We start from the raw sequence: 19190 nt of genomic DNA, 5'->3' as shown, positions 1-19190 counted from the left end.
AGGGGAGGAGAGTATGATAAGGGGGAAACTTGAACTTATAAAAATGTGGGGGATAATCATGGATAATGAATTGAAAATTGTAACATTTAATTTAAGAATTACAGTAGATGATGGACTTAATGTATGGGAAAATCGTGTTTCTCATGTGGTCCATAAAATTAAAAGTGAAGCTCCGGATCTGATTGGATTTCAAGAGTTAACTGAAATTAGTTTGAGGGATTTAAAACGACAGTTAACGGATTATGTTTTTGTTGGATGCGGTCGAGATGAGCAGATGAGTGGGGAAATGGTGATGATTGCTTACAATAAAAATAAACTTGATTTAATGAGTTTAGATATTTTTTGGTTTTCTGATACTCCCTATAAGCCAGGGAGTAAAAAAGAGATGATGATATTGGCAAGACCTTGCAATGTAGCCGTGTTTAAAAATCAACTCACAAATCAGATTTTCCGTGTATATAACACGCATTATGATCACATGCAATCAAGCATAAGAGTACAAAGTAGTGAGCAACTATTAAATGATTTACACTTACGTGAACAAAATATCTCGCTGCCAACCCTAATCATGGGAGATATGAACTCTGAACCACAAGATGAAGAAATTAAAGCTATCGTCAATAATGAGATAATCGAATTGAATGATTTGACTGATAAATTAGATTATACCTTCCATGACTATGGAAAAATAAAGATTAAAATTGACTATATCTTTGCGACTAAAAGTGTAAATGCCTCTAAAGCTGTTGCTTGGGCAGACTGTTTTGATGGTGTTTATTTGTCAGACCATTATCCAGTGATGGTGAGGGTAACATTTAAATAAAGATAATTTTAAGGGGGGGCTATAATGAAATAGCCCCTTTTAACGTCTAGAAATTAATGTTGAGAAGAAAAAAATCCCATGTACATTTTGTACATGGGATTTGGAAGATTAAGTGTAACACTTAGTTTTTTATGCTAATGCTAAATATTCATCGTATGTTGTTTGTTTGTCAACGATTGTTCCGTCTTCTTTGATGTCGATGATGCGGTTAGCGATTGTTTGAATAAATTGGTGGTCATGTGATGCGAATAAGACGTTGCTTGAGAAGTCTTTTAATCCATTATTAACCGCTGTGATTGATTCAAGGTCTAAGTGGTTTGTAGGTTGATCAAGCATTAATAAGTTAGCATTTGTTAACATCATGCGTGATAACATACAGCGTACTTTTTCTCCCCCTGATAATACTGAAGCTTTTTTAAGGGCTTCTTCACCAGAGAATAACATACGTCCTAAGAATCCGCGAACATAGCTTTCTGTTTGGTCATCAGAATATTGACGTAGCCAGTCAACTAATGATAAGTCAGATCCATTAAAGAATTCTGAGTTGTCTTTAGGGAAATAAGCTGTTTTGATTGTCACACCAAATTTGAATTTTCCACTGTCTGGTTCCATTTCACCGTTTAAGATTTTGAATAATGTTGTAACGGCAATTTCATCACCGATAAATGCAATTTTGTCATCTTTATTAACCATGAAGCTTACGTTATCTAAAACTTTAACTCCATCGATTGTTTTTGTTAATCCTTCAACGAATAAAATGTCATTCCCAACTTCACGTTCTGGTTTGAATCCAACGTATGGATAACGACGACTTGATGGTTCAAGGTCATCTAATGTAATCTTATCTAATAATTTTTTACGAGATGTCGCTTGTTTAGATTTAGAAGCATTAGCAGAGAAACGTGCAATGAATTCTTGTAATTCTTTGATTTGTTCTTCTTTTTTCTTATTTTGTTCTTTAGCCATACGATTTAATAATTGGCTTGATTCATACCAGAAATCATAGTTACCAACGAATAATTTGATTTTCCCAAAGTCAACGTCACAAATATGAGTACACACTTTATTTAAGAAGTGACGGTCATGGGATACAACGATAACTGTTCCCTCGAAGTTGATTAAGAATTCTTCTAACCAGTTAATTGATTGAATATCTAAGTGGTTGGTAGGCTCATCGAGTACTAAGATTCCAGGGTTTCCGAATAATGCTTGAGCTAATAATACTTTGACTTTTTCAGCCCCTGTTAATTCTTTCATTAATTTATCATGTAATTCTGTTGGAACACCTAAACCTTGTAATAAAGAGGCAGCATCTGATTCTGCTTCCCACCCGTTTAAGTCAGCAAATTCACCTTCAAGTTCAGCTGCTAAAATTCCATCTTCTTCAGAGAAATCTTCTTTCATATATAACGCATTTTTTTGTTGAGTAATTTCAAATAGGCGTTCATTACCACGAATTACTGTTTCTAAAACTGGTAATTCATCGTATTGATAATGATCCTGTTTTAAAACTGACATACGAATATCTTTTGGGTAACTTACATGACCTGTATTAGGTTCGATTTCACCCGCTAAAATTTTTAAAAACGTAGATTTTCCAGCTCCGTTTGCACCGATTACTCCGTAGCAATTTCCTGGAGTGAATTTTAAGTTAACTTCTTCAAATAATTTTTTATCACCATATCGTAAACCAACGTTTGATACTGTAAGCATGCTAAAACACCTCCGTGTAATTTATCTTGAAACATTATATCACATTTTTGATAGATGTCACATGTGATTAATAAGATACAATCCTTGATAGGAGCATTGTTTTGGAATTATTAAATGGTTAAGATTTTTGTTTTTATTTATGTTCTGATGAAAATAAATCAGGTAATTGGTCCATACTAAATAAGATTGTAGTTACGTTAAAAAAATAAAGAGAGAATAAGCACAGAATATTAGCTAGGAAACGATATCATTCGACGTGTTAGGTTGCAAAGGGGTTTAAAATAGTGTATAATTTATTGACACTTCGTAAACATGACACTATCGTAAGTGATGTTCGTCTGCTCATTTACGTTTTTTTTGTGTTTAAATAGAAAGGAAGCAAAGAATGACAGAAATTACATTTAAAGATCTTGCTTTATCACCATCAACATTAAAAGCAATTGAGGAGATCGGGTACGTTAAACCATCACCAATCCAAGCAGAAGCAATCCCAGTAGTATTAGCTGGAAAAGATATTATCGGACAAGCACAAACAGGAACAGGGAAAACGGCAGCATTTATGTTACCAATCCTTGAAAAAATTGATCCTAAAAATAAAAATGTTCAGGCATTAGTATTATGTCCAACTCGTGAGTTAGCGGTACAGGTTCATGAAGAATCTAAAAAATTCTCACGTAACAACCGTGATGTTCACATTTTATCAATTTATGGAGGACAATCATATGATCCTCAAATCCGCGCACTTAAAAAAGGTGTTCAAATCGTTGTCGGAACTCCAGGACGAGTTATGGACCACATGCGCCGCGGCACTTTAAAACTAGAAAACTTAAAAATGTTAGTTTTAGATGAAGCTGATGAAATGTTAAACATGGGATTCAAAGATGATATCGAAGAAATCTTAGAAAAAACACCTGAATCTCGTCAAACAGTTATGTTCTCAGCGACAATGGCTCGTGAAATCATGAACATTGCTAAAACTTATCAAAAAAATCCTGAAGTGGTTAAAGTCGTTTCAGAAGAATTATCAAACAAAAAAATCGATCAATACTACGTTGAAGTTAAACGCCAAGACCGTGTTCAAGCGATGATTCGTTGTATCGATATGATGGGATTAACTTCTTCTATCGTCTTCACTAATACTAAACGTGAAGTTGATGAATTAGTTTCTAAATTACAAGAAGAAGGTTACGTAACTGAAGGGTTACACGGAGACTTAAAACAAGCTCAACGTGACCGCGTTATGAACAGCTTCCGTCGTAAAAATGTTAATATCTTAGTTGCAACTGATATCGCTGCTCGTGGTATCGACGTAAGTAACGTTGAAGCAGTATTCAACTACGATATCCCATTAAATGAAGAAAACTATGTTCACCGTATCGGACGTACTGGTCGTGCGGGGATGACTGGATTATCAATTACGTTTGTATTCGGAAAAGATATGTTCCGTATCCGTCGTATTGAAGATTACACAAAAACAAAAATGTCTAAAATGCCAATTCCATCAGTAGAAGAAATTCAAGCGAAAAAATCTACTAATGTTATTGACGAAATCGTTGCTAATTTAGAAGGAAAAGATTTCTCTAAAGAAAACGAATTAATCGCTGCAATCTTAGAAAAAGGATTCACAATTGAACAAGTTGCGGCTGGTTTATTACAAATGAAAATTGGTCAAAGCACTAAGAAATATGCTCATATCGAAGAAGTTACAGCAGGTAATCCAAAAGCTAAAGGAATGCGTAAAAACGAAGTTCGTTTATTCGTAAACGTTGGTTCTAAGCAAAAAGTTAAGGCTAAAGACTTCGTTGGAATGTTAACTAAAAAGTCTGATATTCCTGCACGTGCAATCGGAGATATCGACGTTTATAAAAAATTCACATTCATTAATGTTGATAAAGCACACGCTAATAACATTATCCGTAAATTAAACTCAAAATTAATTAATGGTAAACCAATTCGTGCTGAAAAAACAGCTCCTGGTGCGGCAATGCCTAAAGATCGCTAATTAGTAGCGTTGATGTTATATAAAAAAAGCCTTCATAATCTTTATGGAGGCTTTTTCCTGTTTTTAAATTCTATGAAATAGTATTAACAAAATAACTAATTTTTTCCTATCGCTACAAGAGCTGTGGTGTTAAAATAAATATATTGTGCCAGATGTGAGAATTGGAAGGGAGATATTTTTACCGTGTCAACAAGACTAAAACCTAAATTATTATCTGTTATGAAAACTTATAATAAGGAGCAGTTTATTAAAGACGTAATAGCTGGATTAATTGTTGCTATTATTGCTTTACCACTCTCAATTGCATTAGCAATTTCTTCGGGGGTTTCACCTGAACAAGGGTTATATACTGCTATTATTGCTGGTTTTTTTATTTCTTTACTTGGAGGTAGTCGTGTCCAAATCGGGGGACCGAGTGCTACGTTCATGGTGGTGGTTTATGGAGTCGTAGCTACTCATGGAACTGAGGGGTTATTGATTACTACGATTTTAGCTGGAATTATATTGATTTTATTTGGACTCTGTAAATTAGGTAGTATGATTAAGTATATCCCGTATCCAATTACGGTAGGATTTACAAGTGGAATTGCAGTTACCATTTTTAGTTCACAGATTAAAGATTTCTTTGGAATGAATATCGGGACTGTGCCAACAGAATTTATTGAGAAATGGATTTATTATTTTGAGTCATTTGATAAAGCAAGGTTGTTACCATTTATTATAGGTTCGTTAGCTTTAGCTATTTTAATTATTTGGCCTAAAATTAATAAAAAGATTCCAGGGTCTTTAATTGCGATCGTTGTAACAACATTTCTGGTATCTGTCTTAAAGTTAGATGTGCAAACTATCGGAAGTCAGTATGCAAATTTATCTTCTTCATTTCCAATGCCATCAATTCCTCACTTTACATGGGCTAAGATTCAAGTTTTATTAGCACCGGCATTTACGATTGCATTTTTATGTTCGATGGAATCATTATTATCAGCTGTTGTATCGGATGGTATGATTGGGAGTAAACATCGATCAAATATGGAATTAGTAGCAGAAGGGATTGCTAATATTGCATCAGGATTATTTGGTGGAATGCCTGCAACGGGGGCAATCGCACGAACAGTTGCAAACATTAAAAATGGAGGACGTACTCCAATTGCTGGAATTATTCATGCGTTAACATTATTATTTATTTTATTAGTGTTAATGCCGTTAGTAAAGTTAATTCCATTAGCTACGTTAGCTGCAATTTTAATTATGGTTTCTTATAATATGAGTGAGTGGCGTATGTTTAAAAAATTATTGCATGCACCAAAAAGTGATGTCGCAGTTTTATTAACGACCTTCTTTTTAACAGTATTATTTGATTTAACACTTGCTATTAGTGTTGGGATGGTTTTATCATCATTCTTATTCTTAAAACGTATGACAGATGTAACGGATGTTTATGGATTAGATTTAATGGATGATCATGAAGACAGTGAATTGTTAGATGATGAATTAAAAGAGGTATTATCAGATGAAATTTTAGTTTATGAAATTAATGGCCCATTTTTCTTTGGAGCTGCTGATAAATTTTTAGATTCAATTCAGTCGTTACAGGGGCCATCTAAAGTATTAATTATAAGATTGCGAAATGTACCTGTTATTGATGCTACAGCTGTTCATGCATTAGATTTATTATATGATAATTGTGAACGTTCAAATACGGTTTTAGTCTTGTCTGAAGTCGCAGATCGACCATATCAAGTTATCAAACGTGTTGGTTTAGTCAAACACATCGGTCGCGCAAATGTTTGCCGCGGATTTGAAGATGCGATTACAAGAGCAAAACAACTGATTGCTTAGTAAAAAAAGGTCCCTCTCTTTGGGGGCCTTTTTATGTTAAGAAAAACTTAAGGAATATTGTCGTAATTTCTTAAGTTTTTAATGGTATTTTATAAAAGAAATATGTCTCAGTTCATCACAAAATAAAAAAGCTTCCTAGATGGAAGCTTTTTTTTATTACCTAGGAAAAGGTTAATCTTGATCATTCATAAAGAAATAACGGTCATGTTCAAAATGATTTTGAACATTCATTAATGTTTCTCCAAAACGTTGGAAATGAACAACTTCTCGTTCTCTTAAATAACTTAGTACCTGACGAACATCTTCGTCTGTAGCTAAATCAAGTAAATGTTCATAACTTGCTCTTGCTTTTTGTTCAGCCGCCATATCAGCTGTTAAATCTGCTACTGGATCAGCTTTAAGTGCGACATAACCTGCATTCCATGGAACGCCATTTGGATCAGCTAGGAAAATCCCTGTTCCTCGTCCTGCATAGCTAGTATCAAGACCAGCAGCTTTAATTTCCTCAATACTTGCACCATCTGTTAACTGATAAATTAAAGAGGCCACAATTTCAAGATGAGCTAATTCTTCGGTACCAATATCGGTTAAAGTTGCAATTGATTGTCCTGTTGGCATTGTATAACGTTGATGAAGATATTCCATTGAAGCAGTTAATTCTCCATCAGCACCTCCTAGGGCATCATAAATATCTTTAGCCATTTTTAAATCACGTTTTTTTATATCCACTGGAATTTGTAATCTTTTTTCATATACCCACATTTAATATGTCCCCCTTATTTATTTTTCCATGGCCATGGTTCATCTATCCAATTATACTTTCCTGTTAAATCACTGTGACCGAAATTAAGGAGTGGACCATATTCTTTTTCGTATTGATCTTTTAATGATTGATATTGAGCAGTAGCATTTTTGTAATCAGCTAGTGCTTTTTGATTGCCTGGATGTGTATCGAGAAAAAGTCTTAAATCTACTGCAACTAAACTGATTGCTTGGATGTTACGTAGTAGTTCGTTTTTATTCATAGCGGTTACCTCCTCTTACAGGAACTTTTCTAGGAGTGTAAGGCATGTATAAATCTGCAAAGGCAGTTCCTTGTTGAAGTGTATTAGTAGAATCATTTAAATTTTGATAAGATTGCATTTTAACACAACTAGTTGCGAGTGGAATATTATCGCAAGAGATGAGTGGTGATCCATCAGCACGACCATCTCGATAAGATTGTGTTTTAGTATACACAGGTTGATCGGTATCATCACCATAGTATTCTTTTTCTAGCAAGTATAAGTTATAGTCTTGCATAGTTGAACCTTTTGGTTGTTGTTGAACGCTATAAACCATATTACCGGTTAGTGGATATTTCTCAGTTGTCGTTTTGGTTGTTGTTATTTGATTACTTACAGGTTCTTGGTTTGTACATGGTTGCGCATAAGTTTCAACATAAGTTGTTTTTTTATGATGGGTAGTCGTAGATTGATTCTGTGCAACTGGAACTGATTGAGTCGTTTGTGTTGTTACAAGTTGATTAGTTGGCATTCCAACTTGGCTACTATAAATAGAAGCAGTACCGTATGCTGGATAACTAGCAAGAGGCATTGATTGTGTAGAAATCATTGCATTTTGATAGTTAGGTTGAGTCATATTTTGGTCGTAACTAAGGGTATTATCAACCATATTTGGTTGAGTCACAGCTTGTTGAACCGTAGCTTGGGGAGTCATCATAGGCTGTTGCATCATAGCAGGCTGAGACACAACTTGAGAAGTCATCATAGGTTGTTGCATCATAGCGGGTTGAGTCATAGCTTGAGAAGCTATCATAGGTTGTTGCATCATAGCAGGTTGGGTCATAGCTTGAGAAGTCATCATAGGTTGTTGCATCATAACAGGTTGGGCCATAGCTTGAGAAGCCATCATAGGCTGTACCATAGTAGGTTGTACCATAGGCTGAGAAGCCATCATAGGTTGATAAAATGGCATTGCAGCTACGTTAGAACCTCCACAGGCACGTGACTGATTAGAATTCGAATTATAAATCAACGGTTTGCACCTCCATATTAAACAGTAATTAAAACTAATAAAATCCTCCAAATTTATTAGAAATTCATTACTTATTGGCAACATCTTTGCCTAATTCTAGCATATGATAAAAGTTTAATATGGTGAGTGAGAGACGAATGAGTTTGAATAAAATTGTAATTTTAAATAATATTGCTAAATCGTTTTTATGTTTTTGGCACTGTTTTATCTAATTTGTTCCATTTTATTTTTAAGATAATAGCGATAATTATAAAGGCTATAAAATCGGAGATAGGGAAGGCATACCAGACTCCATTAATTCCTAATGGTGTAAATCTAGGAAGAATAAGAATTAATGGAATCAGAATAATGAATTGTCTGAGAATAGATAGGAATAAAGAGGGGATGGCCTGACCAAGAGATTGAAATAAAGTAGAGGTGACCATTTGAAGTCCGATGGTCCAAAAGAAAAATAATTGTAGTTTTAAAACAAATGATGCTTCTTGCATAATTGTAGTATCTTTTAGGAATAAACTAATCGTTGCAAAAGGAAATAGAATTCCAATGACAGAGGCTATAACTCCAATAACAGTTGTATAAATTAAGGATAATTTAACAACTTGTTTAATTCGGTCTGGTTGTTTTGCGCCATAGTTATAGCTAGCAATCGGTTGCATTCCTTGATTGATTCCCATGATAGGAAGAAAGAAAAAGGAGATAATGCGGTTAACAGTACCGAATGCTGTTAAAGAGGCTGTGCCACCATAGGTTCTAAGAGTTGCATTGGTAATGAGCGCAAATAATGAGCTTGCACCATTTCTTGCGAAAGCTGAAAATCCGACACTAATGATGGACTTGATAATTTCTAAATTGGGAATTAGGTATTTCTTTTCAAATTTGACGATACTTCGATGACTCAAAATATAAAATAGTGAAAAAGCTGTTGCAAGCATCTGTGCGATAATCGTTGCTAAAGCAGCACCTTTTATTCCAAGCTTAAAGATAAAAATAAAAAGAGGATCGAGTGCAATATTAACAAGAGCACCAATTAAGACTGTTACCATTGATATTTTAATATTTCCTTCTGCACGGAAAACGGCGCTTGAAATTAAGGCTAGAGCATTGAATGGAATAGCCCAAATAGACATGCGTAAGTAATCTTTAGCAAATGGAGCTAAATCTTGATTGACGCCGAAAAAATATAAAATTTTATCTGTAAAAAGAAAGGTTAAAATCATTAAGATAATGGAAATTATTAAGGTTAACACGTAGGAATTTGTTGTAATTTGATTTGCTCGGGATTCATTTTTTTCACCGAGACTTCGCGAAATAGCAGAAGCTGCTCCAATTGAAATCATCTGAGCAAAGGCTACATAAAGGGTTTGAATTGGATAAACAATTCCAACCCCACCGACAGCCAAAATTCCAACGCCCTTGCTAATGAATATTGTATCAACAATGTTATAGATACCACTGGCAAACATTCCTAAAAAAGCAGGAAGTGAAAAAGAAAAAAGAAGCTTTCCAACTTTCTCACTTCCTAAAAAATCACTTCTAGATGTCATTCTTTTCACCACGTTATAATTTAATCTTTTTAAAATAGTATATGTAAATTTAAAGAAAAATCACTTTACATAAATTGTTAATTATTGATTGTTAGAAGAGAATGAAATAAAAACGTTTAAAAAATTTTTATTTGGATATATTAAAAAATAGTTTTTTATAGAAAAAAACGTTTTAAAACGGATTTTTTTTTACATTTTTTGTTAATTAAAACCATCGTTTACCTAAATCTACCTAATTAATTCCTAAATATTACAATAATTTCTTGTATTAATTGGTAGTTTTTTATCCTATAATCATTTGAAGAAAAAAATATGTATATTTTGTGTATAAAGGAGTGGTACGGGATGGCGAGTCAATTATTTCTTCCGGCAATCGTTATTTTCTTGATTGCATATGGCCTTATTATTTCTGAAAAATTTAATAGAACAGTTATAGCTCTATTAGGAGCAGTTCTGATGTTAGTTTTTCATATCTTAACACAGGAAGAAGCATTAGGCTTTATTGATTTCAATACGGTCGGGCTCTTAATCGGTATGATGATTATTGTTAATATTTTAAAACGAACTGGAATTTTCCAATATGTTGCAATCAAAACAGCACAATTATCTAAAGGTAGTCCATGGAGAATTATGATTTATTTTGCGGTTATTACAGCTATTTCTTCTGCCTTGTTAGATAATGTAACAACTATTTTATTAATTGCACCGGTTACGTTTGTTATTACAGAAACGCTTGGACTTAATGCCATACCATTTTTATTAACCGAGGTATTTAGTGCCAATATCGGTGGATTAGCTACTTCAATTGGAGATCCAACAATCATTATGATTAGTGGAGCGACAGGGCTATCATTTACAGATGTCTTATTTAATTTAGGACCAGTTGTTCTTGTAATTTTTGCAACAGTCTTATTCATCTTAAAATTTGTATTTAGAAAACATTTTGTTATCAGTGATGAGAATAAAGCTAAAATTGCTGAATTCGATGTTTCTAAAACTATTACAAATCCTACGTTGCTAAAAAAAAGCGGGATTATTTTACTACTAACTATCGCAGGGTTTGCAACTCATCATGCACTTGGAATTGAGTCAGCAACTATTGCATTGTTTGGGGCTGGAGTCTTGTTATTAATTAGTAGAATTGATGTTGAAGAAGTTTTATTAGAAGTTGAATGGCCAACGATCTTCTTCTTCATGGGATTATTCGTCATGGTAGGAGCACTAGAAAAAGTAGGGGTACTTGAAGTTTTAGCCAGCGGATTGATTGAGTTAACAGGTGGAAATCTAATGATTACTGCATTACTTATTTTATGGGTTGCAGCTATTGCCTCTGCATTCTTAGATAATATTCCATTCGTTGCAACAATGATTCCTTTAATTATTAATATCGGAACAATGACTGGAATGAATATTGCACCGTTATGGTGGGCGTTAGCCTTAGGAGCTTGTCTAGGTGGTAATGGTAGTATCGTTGGAGCTTCATCAAATGTTATTGTTAGTGGAATGCTTCATAAGAAAGGATATAAATTATCGTTTGGGGATTTTTTAAAGATTGGATTCCCTATTATGATTATTTCTGTTATCATTTCTACTATTTATCTTCTAATCTTTTATGTATAATGTGATTAAATAATTTGATGATAAAGGAGATATATTATGGATAAATTTAATCCGGAATTTACAGGTGCAGGTATTTTTACGAACGCTAGTTATATGCGTATGCAAGCCAATCAACATGAAATGGTTTTACGTCAAATGGGTGGAGAAGTTTTACAACTCCCAAGTAGTTGCTGTTATGTAAGATTCCATATTGGTGATTTCCGCTTATCGTATGTTTACAACATTAACAAATCAAATCGTTACTTCTTAGAACGATTAAAACCATATCCCCTTCCTCTTAAAGAATACGAAAATGAAGAGGATGTTATTGAAACCATTAAAATTGATTTAGAGCAATTTAAAAATGCGGCAAAGAGTAAAAATATTGCCTCATTCATTAAAATCAATCAAGAGTTAAATAAAACCGCAAAGGCTTTTGAAGATTTGTTCTTGTATTACAATGTTGAAAAATTCCATGCAGAATCAATTTTAAATAAAATTCAAGAAATTGAAGATGAAATTAGAAAGACAGCAGAGGAATCGGATTTGATTTATGATAAATCGAATCCAAATTATTTAAGTCATGTCTTTCCTTCTAACGAAGAATAAAGAAAAAGCCATCATACGATGGCTTTTTTTATGGTAATTTTCGCAGGCGCTTTTTCACCTCTGATGCTAAATAGCAAAGAGCAATAATGTTAATGGTTGCAGTTAATCCAACACCGATATCAACTAGTGACCAAATAAGTCCTGCTGAAGCACAGGCAGAGATAATGATGACCACAATCACAATAATTCGTACGAGGAAGAGGACATGATTGGTTTTAAAGAGATATTTGACGTTAGATTCGCCATAAAAATATCCAGTTAAAATCGTACTAAAGGCGAAGAAGAAGATAGCAATTGCTAGAATAATTCCTCCAATTGGACCAAATAAACTTGTTAAAGCATATTGAGTCAGTTCAATCCCATTACTATAGTTATCAGCAACACTGATAGCATCTGTTACCATGATTAAAAAGGCTGTAATAGTACAAATGAATAAGGTTGTAACATAAACACCAAATGCTTGGATATAACCTTGTTCAATTGGAAACTCACTATCTGTTGTTGCAGCCGCGTGAGCACCCGATCCCATTCCCGCTTCATTTGAAAAAACCCCGCGTTTAATTCCTGTAATAATTGTAAACATTACGGTGCCCCCGATTAATGGAGAGGGTTGAAAGGCATCTTCGAGAATTGTAGTGAAGAATGTGGGAATATATGAAAGATGCGTCAGCATAACAAATATCCCAATTCCAATGTAAAATAGCGCCATAATAGGTACGATTTTTGAAGTCATTTTAGCTATGGATGCAGCCCCTCCAAATATAATGCATCCACTTAAAATGGCAAGAAAGATTCCTGTTATAAGCGGAGGGATAGATAATACATCATTAAATGAAGTCGCAATTGTATTAGCCTGAATTGCACTAAAACCAAAAGTATAAGTTAGAATAATAATAATAGCGTAAATGATAGCAAAAGATTTTTTATGTAAGCCATCTTCAATATAGTAGGCCGGTCCTCCAATATACATCTTTCCATCTTTTCGTTTATAAATTTGGGCAAGTGTACTTTCTGCAAACGAAGCGGCAGCTGTAATAAATGCGCTGACCCACATCCAAAAAACACTTCCCGGTCCTCCAATATAAATTCCGAGTGCAACCCCGGCCAAAGAACCTACCCCTACTCGTGCAGCGAGGGCCATAGTAAAGGATTGAAAAGATGAAACACCCTCACTAGTTGGTGTTTTTTTGGTTAAACATTTAATCATTTCCTTAAATCGAAATTGTGCCCCTCTATAATAAAAAGTAAAAATTAAGCTTACGATTAACAAAGTGGGAATTGCTAAGTAAGACCAAATAATGTGTTCTATTTCTTTTATCATATAAGTCCCCCATCTTTTTTTCCATCCTTGTTAACTATCTTATTTATCAACTTAAGAAATTATGTATTAAAAAAACGTAGGAATTCATAAGTAATTCCTACGTTTTAATGATTAAGCTTGTAGTTCTAATAATTTAGCAATGGTACGAACCATAACCCCAGTTCCACCTTTTGGTCCTAAGTCATGAGCTGCCTTTGTATCAGCAGTTCCTGCGATGTCTAAGTGAATCCATGGTGTTTCTTCAACGAATTCTTTTAAGAAAGCAGCCGCCATAATTGCTCCTGGTTTTCCAATTGGTGCATTATTTAAGTCGGCAACATCACTGGAACGTAATGCTTTTTGATCACGTGGATGAAGTGGCATTTGCCAAACGTATTCGTTTGTTAATTCTGCTGCTTTTAAGAATTGATTATAGAAGGTTTGGTTATTTGTGAAGGCACCTGTTGTATCCGTTCCTAAAGCTGCGATAATAGCTCCCGTTAAAGTGGCTAAATCGATAATTTTACTAGCTCCTAAATGTTTAGCAAATGTAATTCCATCTGCTAAGATTAAACGACCTTCAGCATCTGTATTGGTTACCTCAACTGTTTTTCCATTCATCGTTTTAATAACATCACCTGGTTTAATTGCATTACCGCTAATCATGTTATCTGTTGAAGGGATAACTAATAGTAAGTTAACGGGTAGGTTTAAGCGGACAGCTACTTGGAATGCTCCAAATGCTGAAGCAGCTCCCCCCATATCAGATTTCATATTTTCCATTCCAGCGCGTGGTTTTAAACAATATCCCCCTGTATCAAATGTTAAACCTTTACCGACTAAAGCTGTAATGTTTTCAAAACGAGGTGTTCCTTGATATTTAGCAACAATCATTTTTGGAGGTTCAACAGAACCTTGATTTACACCAAGAATTCCTCCCATTCCTAATTGCTCCATTTCTTCTTTTTCAACAATACGAACTTCAAGGTTATGTTCGTTTGCGAACGTTGCAACAGCATTTGCTAAATTAGTTGCTGTTAATTTATTTCCTGGTTCATTTAATAATTGACGAGCACTATTTGTTGCTTCTCCGTAGATAATACCGCGCTTTAAATCTGCTTCAATTGAACATTCACTATGAATGTAGAACTTGACTGGAGTTTTTACTTTTTCTTCTGTTTTATATGTTTCCATCTTATAAGTTGCAAGTGTAATAGCTTCACCACAAATCGTTGCTAACTCATTGATTGAGGTTTGTTTGCTATCAAATGTTTCAAGTAGGATTGTTACATCATCTTTTGCTATTTTTGCAACTTGTCCGATTACTTGGCGGCACTTCTCAGTATTAAAGTCTGTTGATTTTCCTAAACCAACGATATAAACTTTTTTGCTTTCAATTTGTCCAAGTGGATAAATTGGTGTAATCTCTTTGAAAGTAGTAGGAATTAATTTTTCTTCTAAAGAAGCAGATAAACGTTTATTTAACGCCTTATCTAATTGCAAGAATAATGGATGTGTCGTATCGCTAAATACACCAACTACTAAATTTGTTTTTTCATTTTTAAAATTTACTGTTGATTTAAATTGAATCATGTTTCTCACCCTTTCATTTGTCATTATTATAACATAGTTAAAAGTTTCCAGTTTGAAAAAAGCTTATATTTTATACTTTTTCTCATTTTTAGGATAGAATTTTTTTTTACTTTCATTCTAAATCTATTATATTTATTAAAAAATGACTCTCGTTATGAGAGCCATTTGATTCACTATTCAGATACAGGGACAACTGCTCCTTCGTAAGTATCAATAATGAATTGTTGAACTTCTTCAGAGTGTAACACTTTAACTAATGTTTGAATTGCTTCATTATTTTCATTTCCGCTCTTAACTGCAACGATGTTCACATATGGTGACTGTGATCCTTCCATTACGATAGCATCATTCATTGGATTCAATCCACCATCAAGCGCGTAGTTTGTATTAATTAAAACAGCATCACCTTCTTCAGCATTATAAACTTGAACTAATAATCCTGGATCGATATCTGTTTGGAATTTTAAGTTTTTAGGATTTTCAATGATATTTTCTACAGTTGCTTTGCTAACTTCAACAGAATCATCTAATTTGATTAAGCCTTCTGTTTGTAATAATCCTAGCATACGTCCGTGATCAGCAACTGAATTACTCATGATGATTGTTGCTCCTTCTGGCAATTCATCTAATGATGTATATTTTTTAGAATAAACTCCAATAGGTTCGATATGAATTCCACCCGCATTTACAAGGTTTGTTCCATGCTCAACATTGAATTCTTCTAAATAAGGAATGTGTTGGAAGTAGTTTGCATCTAATTCTCCATTTTCCACCGTTGTATTAGGTAAAACATAGTCTTGGAATACTGTAATATCAAGCTCGATTCCTTCTTCTAATAATAATGGAGCAGCAAACTCTAATATTTCAGCATGAGGGACCGCAGATGCTCCAATAGATAACTTTGTCGTTTCTGCAGGTTTTACTTCCTCAGTTTCTGGCGCTTCTGGTGTAGAAGTTTCTGGTTTTGTGTCATTTTGGCAACCAACTAATGTTAGGGCTGCAGCAAAGCTTAATAAACCTAAAGATAATTTTTTCATATTTAATTCTCCTCCTTGGATTTTGTTTTTATCGTGTTCCCCCACGATTCCTATATAAATCTCAATTTCGTGAAAAATTAAGGATTTATCTAATAGTTACTTAACGTCAGATTTCTTTTAACGTTTATCGATTTTTTTAGTAATAAAATCTCCGAGCATTTGGATGGTAAAGACAATAATTAAAATGATGACTGTCGCTACAAATACAACATCCATGCGATTACGCTGGAATCCATCAAGATAGGCCAAATTACCAAGCCCTCCTGCTCCGATTACACCGGCCATTGCTGTGTAACCAACAAGAGAAATCGTTGTGACAGTAATACCAGATACTAATGCAGGTAAGCTTTCAGGAATTAAAACTTTCCAAATAATTGTCCATATTGAAGCTCCCATTGCGACTGAAGCTTCGATAACTCCTTTATCGATTTCGCGAAGAGCGATTTCTACTAATCGACCATAGAATGGTGCTGCTCCAATAATTAGAGCAGGAAGTGCAGCATTCGGACCTAACATACTTCCGACTAACCATTTTGTGAATGGAAGTAACAAAATAATTAAGATAACGAATGGAATTGATCGGAATATATTGACGAAAGCAGATAAAATACGATTAATCCATTTATTTTCAAGTAACTGATTAGGTCCTGTTAAGAATAAGATTAATCCGATGATAAGACCTAATAAGAAAACACAAATACAAGCAATTAGTGACATATATAGTGTTTCAGTTGTGGCATCAAACATTTTATCAAAGCGTACATTCGGTAGTAATGATGAAATCATCGTGCCATCACCTCAATTTCTACTCCTGCCTCTTTTAAATAATTAAGTGCAGAATTAATATCATTTCCTGTTAGTTGAACGTAAAGTGATCCATAACCACCATCTTGTGTTTGAACAACTTTCCCGTGAATAATATTAATATCAACATCATATTGTCGAATAACGTTTGTGATAAATGGTTTTTCAGCATTTCCTTGGAAGTATTTTAATAAAACAATTTTTCCATCAGGGAATTGTTTTGATAGGGTATCTAACGTATTAAGTGATTCGTCTTCATTGACAACTTGCTTTACAAATCGTTTAGTAACGGAGTGACTTGGGGTTCTAAAGACAGTTAAGACATCACCTTGTTCGATGATACGACCATTTTCCATAATGGCAACATGGTGACAGATTTTTTGAATGACATGCATTTCATGTGTAATTAGAACGATAGTTAAATTGTATTTTCTATTAATTGTGACTAATAAGTCTAGGATTTCGTCTGTTGTTTGTGGATCGAGGGCTGATGTAGCCTCATCACACAGTAAAACTTTTGGGTTATTTGCCAACGCTCTAGCGATTCCGACACGTTGCTTTTGACCTCCACTTAATTGGGAAGGGTAGTTATTTTCTTTCCCGCTTAATCCAACTAATTGAATTAATTCTAGTACACGAGGTTTGATTTCATTTTTCTTAACGCCAGCAATTTCAAGAGAAAAGGCGATATTTTCATAAACAGTTCGAGACCAAAGTAGGTTAAAGTGTTGAAATACCATTCCGATTTGTTGACGTGCTAAGCGAAGTTCTTTAGCAGATACCTTAGTTAGATCTTTTCCGTCAATTGTAACGGTCCCGTCGGTTGGTCGTTCGAGTAAGTTTAACATTCTGATTAATGTACTTTTTCCAGCACCACTGTAGCCGATAATTCCGAAGATTTCTCCCTTTTTAATCTCTAGATTAACAGAATCAACTGCTGTTACTTGGCCGGATGAAGTTTGGAATACTTTTTTAACTTGATCAAGGATAATCATATTCTCTCCCCTTTCCTTAGATAAGTCATTTAACATTGATACAAAAAAACCTTCCTACTTAGATAAGTAGAAAGGTGGACTACATTTGCATGTAATGTCACACTTTCTCTCATCTGTCAGATAAAAATCTGCAGGAATTGGCACCGTATCATTAATTGATGGTTGCCGGGCATCACAGGGCCTGTCCCTCCGCCGCTCTTGATAAGAGTTTGTGTATCTGTATAAAATTTTAGTTTGTTGTGACTTAATACTTATTATAAGGCGTTTAGTTTAAAAGTCAATCTATTTTTTCCATTTTTTAACTTATACAGAAATACATATATATAAGGTAAGAAATTAAAAAATATTTTTTTGTTTAGCGTTCCTAATTTTTTATACAATATTTAATAATTCTAGATTAATTTTAAAATAGGTATATTAAATGAGGTAAATAGATAAGATGTAGGAGCAAGGAAGATTAGAGATGGGGGAGATTTTATTGAATGATTACATTATTGTTATTATTACAATGTCAGTAGCGTTGGCAATGGATGCTTTTGCTGTTTCAATAACACTCGGAATGGATGGAGCTACAAGTTCAATAAGACAGCGCTTGAAGGTAGCGACAAGCTTTGGATTTTTTCAAGGATTATTATTTATTTTAGGAATTATCTCGCTGACAATCGTAAGTGGAAATATTACAACTTATAATCAATATATTGCAGGTGTTATTTTAATCATTTTGGGGTCAAGAATGATTAAAGAAACATTTGAAGAAGAACCAGATAATTGTCCGTATCCGATTTGCCAACAAAAAAAGTGTAGTCAGGTTAAGTGTTTACGAACTGGAAAAACAAATAAAATCACGTTTAGATTATTAGTGATGTTTGGTATTGCGACAAGTATCGATGCGTTAGCTGCTGGAATTACGTATGGACTAATTTATGAGCAGATTATGTTAGCTGTCATTTGCATTTCAGGTGTTGCCTTTCTTTTATCTTATATGGGAGCAACCTTTGGTAGAAAATTAGGTCATATAATTGGAAATAAAGCTAATATATTTGGTGGAATATTAATTGTTATATTAGGAATAAAATCTATATTGTCCTAATATAAAACTTCTTTAGGATGTATCTTAAAGAAGTTTTTTTAGGTGGATAAAAATGTCACAATAAAATTTCAAAATATTAGAGCATATAAGTTGATTTTTTCCATTATCGGCAATATAATAGACAATGTAAAAGATATATACGTTATAACGTTTATGGGGATAGTTAAATGTTATGATGCTATGCAAACCCTTTACAAAATGAGGC

The 19190-nt window shown here is 33.9% G+C and carries 16 protein-coding genes and 1 riboswitch; of the genes, 6 read left to right on the top strand and 10 right to left on the bottom strand.

The window, feature by feature from the left end; translation table 11 throughout:
* The first annotated feature begins 58 nt into the window (after positions 1 to 58).
* Positions 59 to 823 carry an endonuclease/exonuclease/phosphatase family protein gene (locus QWC74_RS01275; RefSeq protein ID WP_006784748.1) on the top strand — a complete coding sequence of 255 codons (765 nt, stop codon included), beginning with the start codon at positions 59 to 61 and terminating at the stop codon, positions 821 to 823.
* 129 nt (positions 824 to 952) lie between these two features.
* Here QWC74_RS01275 and QWC74_RS01270 read toward each other — a convergent pair whose 3' ends face one another.
* A complete protein-coding gene (locus QWC74_RS01270) occupies positions 953 to 2536 on the bottom strand; it encodes an ABC-F family ATP-binding cassette domain-containing protein (RefSeq protein WP_006784749.1) in 1584 nt (527 codons plus the stop codon).
* Positions 2537 to 2921: 385 nt separating this feature from the next.
* Between QWC74_RS01270 and QWC74_RS01265 the strand changes: the two genes are divergently transcribed.
* Entirely contained in the window at positions 2922 to 4538 is a 1617-nt protein-coding gene (locus QWC74_RS01265) for a DEAD/DEAH box helicase (RefSeq protein ID WP_006784750.1), read from the top strand.
* A 183-nt stretch (positions 4539 to 4721) separates the two neighbouring features.
* On the top strand, positions 4722 to 6377 hold the full coding sequence (locus tag QWC74_RS01260; RefSeq protein WP_006784751.1) for a SulP family inorganic anion transporter: 1656 nt from the start codon (positions 4722 to 4724) through the stop codon (positions 6375 to 6377).
* 171 nt (positions 6378 to 6548) lie between these two features.
* On the opposite strand, the gene QWC74_RS01255 is transcribed toward QWC74_RS01260, so the two are convergent.
* The 4 genes from QWC74_RS01255 to QWC74_RS01240 all read right to left on the bottom strand — a co-directional run bounded on the left by QWC74_RS01255 (position 6549) and on the right by QWC74_RS01240 (position 9958).
* Positions 6549 to 7139 (bottom strand): manganese catalase family protein, encoded by a 591-nt coding sequence (locus QWC74_RS01255; protein WP_006784752.1) that lies wholly within the window; start codon positions 7137 to 7139, stop codon positions 6549 to 6551.
* Between the two features lie 14 nt (positions 7140 to 7153).
* Positions 7154 to 7402, bottom strand: a complete 249-nt coding sequence (locus QWC74_RS01250; RefSeq protein ID WP_006784753.1) for a spore coat protein CotJB — start codon at positions 7400 to 7402, stop codon at positions 7154 to 7156.
* Complete coding sequence (locus QWC74_RS01245) at positions 7395 to 8414, bottom strand: spore coat associated protein CotJA (RefSeq protein WP_006784754.1); 1020 nt, start codon at positions 8412 to 8414, stop codon at positions 7395 to 7397. Before QWC74_RS01245 ends, QWC74_RS01250 begins: the two co-directional genes overlap by 8 nt.
* Positions 8415 to 8599: 185 nt before the next feature.
* On the bottom strand, positions 8600 to 9958 hold the full coding sequence (locus tag QWC74_RS01240) for an MATE family efflux transporter (protein ID WP_006784755.1): 1359 nt from the start codon (positions 9956 to 9958) through the stop codon (positions 8600 to 8602).
* A gap of 345 nt (positions 9959 to 10303) precedes the next feature.
* Between QWC74_RS01240 and QWC74_RS01235 the strand changes: the two genes are divergently transcribed.
* Both QWC74_RS01235 and QWC74_RS01230 read left to right on the top strand, forming a co-directional pair.
* Positions 10304 to 11578 (top strand): SLC13 family permease, encoded by a 1275-nt coding sequence (locus tag QWC74_RS01235; protein ID WP_006784756.1) that lies wholly within the window; start codon positions 10304 to 10306, stop codon positions 11576 to 11578.
* A gap of 36 nt (positions 11579 to 11614) precedes the next feature.
* The gene (locus tag QWC74_RS01230; protein WP_006784757.1) at positions 11615 to 12166 is read left to right on the top strand and encodes a hypothetical protein; all 552 of its coding nucleotides are present in this window, start codon (positions 11615 to 11617) and stop codon (positions 12164 to 12166) included.
* Positions 12167 to 12194: 28 nt separating this feature from the next.
* On the opposite strand, the gene QWC74_RS01225 is transcribed toward QWC74_RS01230, so the two are convergent.
* The 5 genes from QWC74_RS01225 to QWC74_RS01205 all read right to left on the bottom strand — a co-directional run bounded on the left by QWC74_RS01225 (position 12195) and on the right by QWC74_RS01205 (position 17895).
* Entirely contained in the window at positions 12195 to 13487 is a 1293-nt protein-coding gene (locus QWC74_RS01225) for a sodium:alanine symporter family protein (protein ID WP_006784758.1), read from the bottom strand.
* A gap of 111 nt (positions 13488 to 13598) precedes the next feature.
* On the bottom strand, positions 13599 to 15059 hold the full coding sequence (locus QWC74_RS01220; protein ID WP_006784759.1) for a leucyl aminopeptidase: 1461 nt from the start codon (positions 15057 to 15059) through the stop codon (positions 13599 to 13601).
* Between the two features lie 173 nt (positions 15060 to 15232).
* Complete coding sequence (locus QWC74_RS01215) at positions 15233 to 16096, bottom strand: MetQ/NlpA family ABC transporter substrate-binding protein (RefSeq protein WP_006784760.1); 864 nt, start codon at positions 16094 to 16096, stop codon at positions 15233 to 15235.
* A 117-nt stretch (positions 16097 to 16213) separates the two neighbouring features.
* Positions 16214 to 16882 (bottom strand): methionine ABC transporter permease, encoded by a 669-nt coding sequence (locus QWC74_RS01210; protein ID WP_006784761.1) that lies wholly within the window; start codon positions 16880 to 16882, stop codon positions 16214 to 16216.
* Entirely contained in the window at positions 16879 to 17895 is a 1017-nt protein-coding gene (locus QWC74_RS01205) for a methionine ABC transporter ATP-binding protein (protein ID WP_006784762.1), read from the bottom strand. The genes QWC74_RS01210 and QWC74_RS01205 overlap by 4 nt, the downstream gene beginning before the upstream one ends.
* A gap of 106 nt (positions 17896 to 18001) precedes the next feature.
* Positions 18002 to 18103, bottom strand: a riboswitch (SAM riboswitch).
* Positions 18104 to 18358: 255 nt separating this feature from the next.
* Here QWC74_RS01205 and QWC74_RS01200 point away from each other — a divergent pair.
* Entirely contained in the window at positions 18359 to 18985 is a 627-nt protein-coding gene (locus QWC74_RS01200) for a manganese efflux pump (protein WP_006784763.1), read from the top strand.
* Positions 18986 to 19190 lie beyond the last annotated feature (205 nt).

Source organism: uncultured Turicibacter sp., assembly GCF_938044715.1.
Taxonomy (GTDB): Bacteria; Bacillota_I; Bacilli_A; order MOL361; family Turicibacteraceae; genus Turicibacter; species Turicibacter sanguinis.
Note: the sequence above shows the minus strand (reverse complement) of the source record. Positions and strands in the feature narration are given on the sequence as shown.

Bases quoted from the DNA above. Each gene is read 5' to 3' on its own strand.
- QWC74_RS01275 (WP_006784748.1), top strand. From the start codon at position 59: ATGGATAATGAATTGAAAATTGTAACATTTAATTTAAGAATTACAGTA.
- QWC74_RS01230 (WP_006784757.1), top strand. From the start codon at position 11,615: ATGGATAAATTTAATCCGGAATTTACAGGTGCAGGTATTTTTACGAAC.
- QWC74_RS01235 (WP_006784756.1), top strand. From the start codon at position 10,304: ATGGCGAGTCAATTATTTCTTCCGGCAATCGTTATTTTCTTGATTGCA.
- QWC74_RS01200 (WP_006784763.1), top strand. From the start codon at position 18,359: ATGGGGGAGATTTTATTGAATGATTACATTATTGTTATTATTACAATG.
- QWC74_RS01250 (WP_006784753.1), bottom strand. From the start codon at position 7,402: ATGAATAAAAACGAACTACTACGTAACATCCAAGCAATCAGTTTAGTT.
- QWC74_RS01270 (WP_006784749.1), bottom strand. From the start codon at position 2,536: ATGCTTACAGTATCAAACGTTGGTTTACGATATGGTGATAAAAAATTA.
- QWC74_RS01255 (WP_006784752.1), bottom strand. From the start codon at position 7,139: ATGTGGGTATATGAAAAAAGATTACAAATTCCAGTGGATATAAAAAAA.
- QWC74_RS01265 (WP_006784750.1), top strand. From the start codon at position 2,922: ATGACAGAAATTACATTTAAAGATCTTGCTTTATCACCATCAACATTA.
- QWC74_RS01220 (WP_006784759.1), bottom strand. From the start codon at position 15,059: ATGATTCAATTTAAATCAACAGTAAATTTTAAAAATGAAAAAACAAAT.
- QWC74_RS01240 (WP_006784755.1), bottom strand. From the start codon at position 9,958: ATGACATCTAGAAGTGATTTTTTAGGAAGTGAGAAAGTTGGAAAGCTT.
- QWC74_RS01210 (WP_006784761.1), bottom strand. From the start codon at position 16,882: ATGATTTCATCATTACTACCGAATGTACGCTTTGATAAAATGTTTGAT.
- QWC74_RS01225 (WP_006784758.1), bottom strand. From the start codon at position 13,487: ATGATAAAAGAAATAGAACACATTATTTGGTCTTACTTAGCAATTCCC.
- QWC74_RS01215 (WP_006784760.1), bottom strand. From the start codon at position 16,096: ATGAAAAAATTATCTTTAGGTTTATTAAGCTTTGCTGCAGCCCTAACA.
- QWC74_RS01205 (WP_006784762.1), bottom strand. From the start codon at position 17,895: ATGATTATCCTTGATCAAGTTAAAAAAGTATTCCAAACTTCATCCGGC.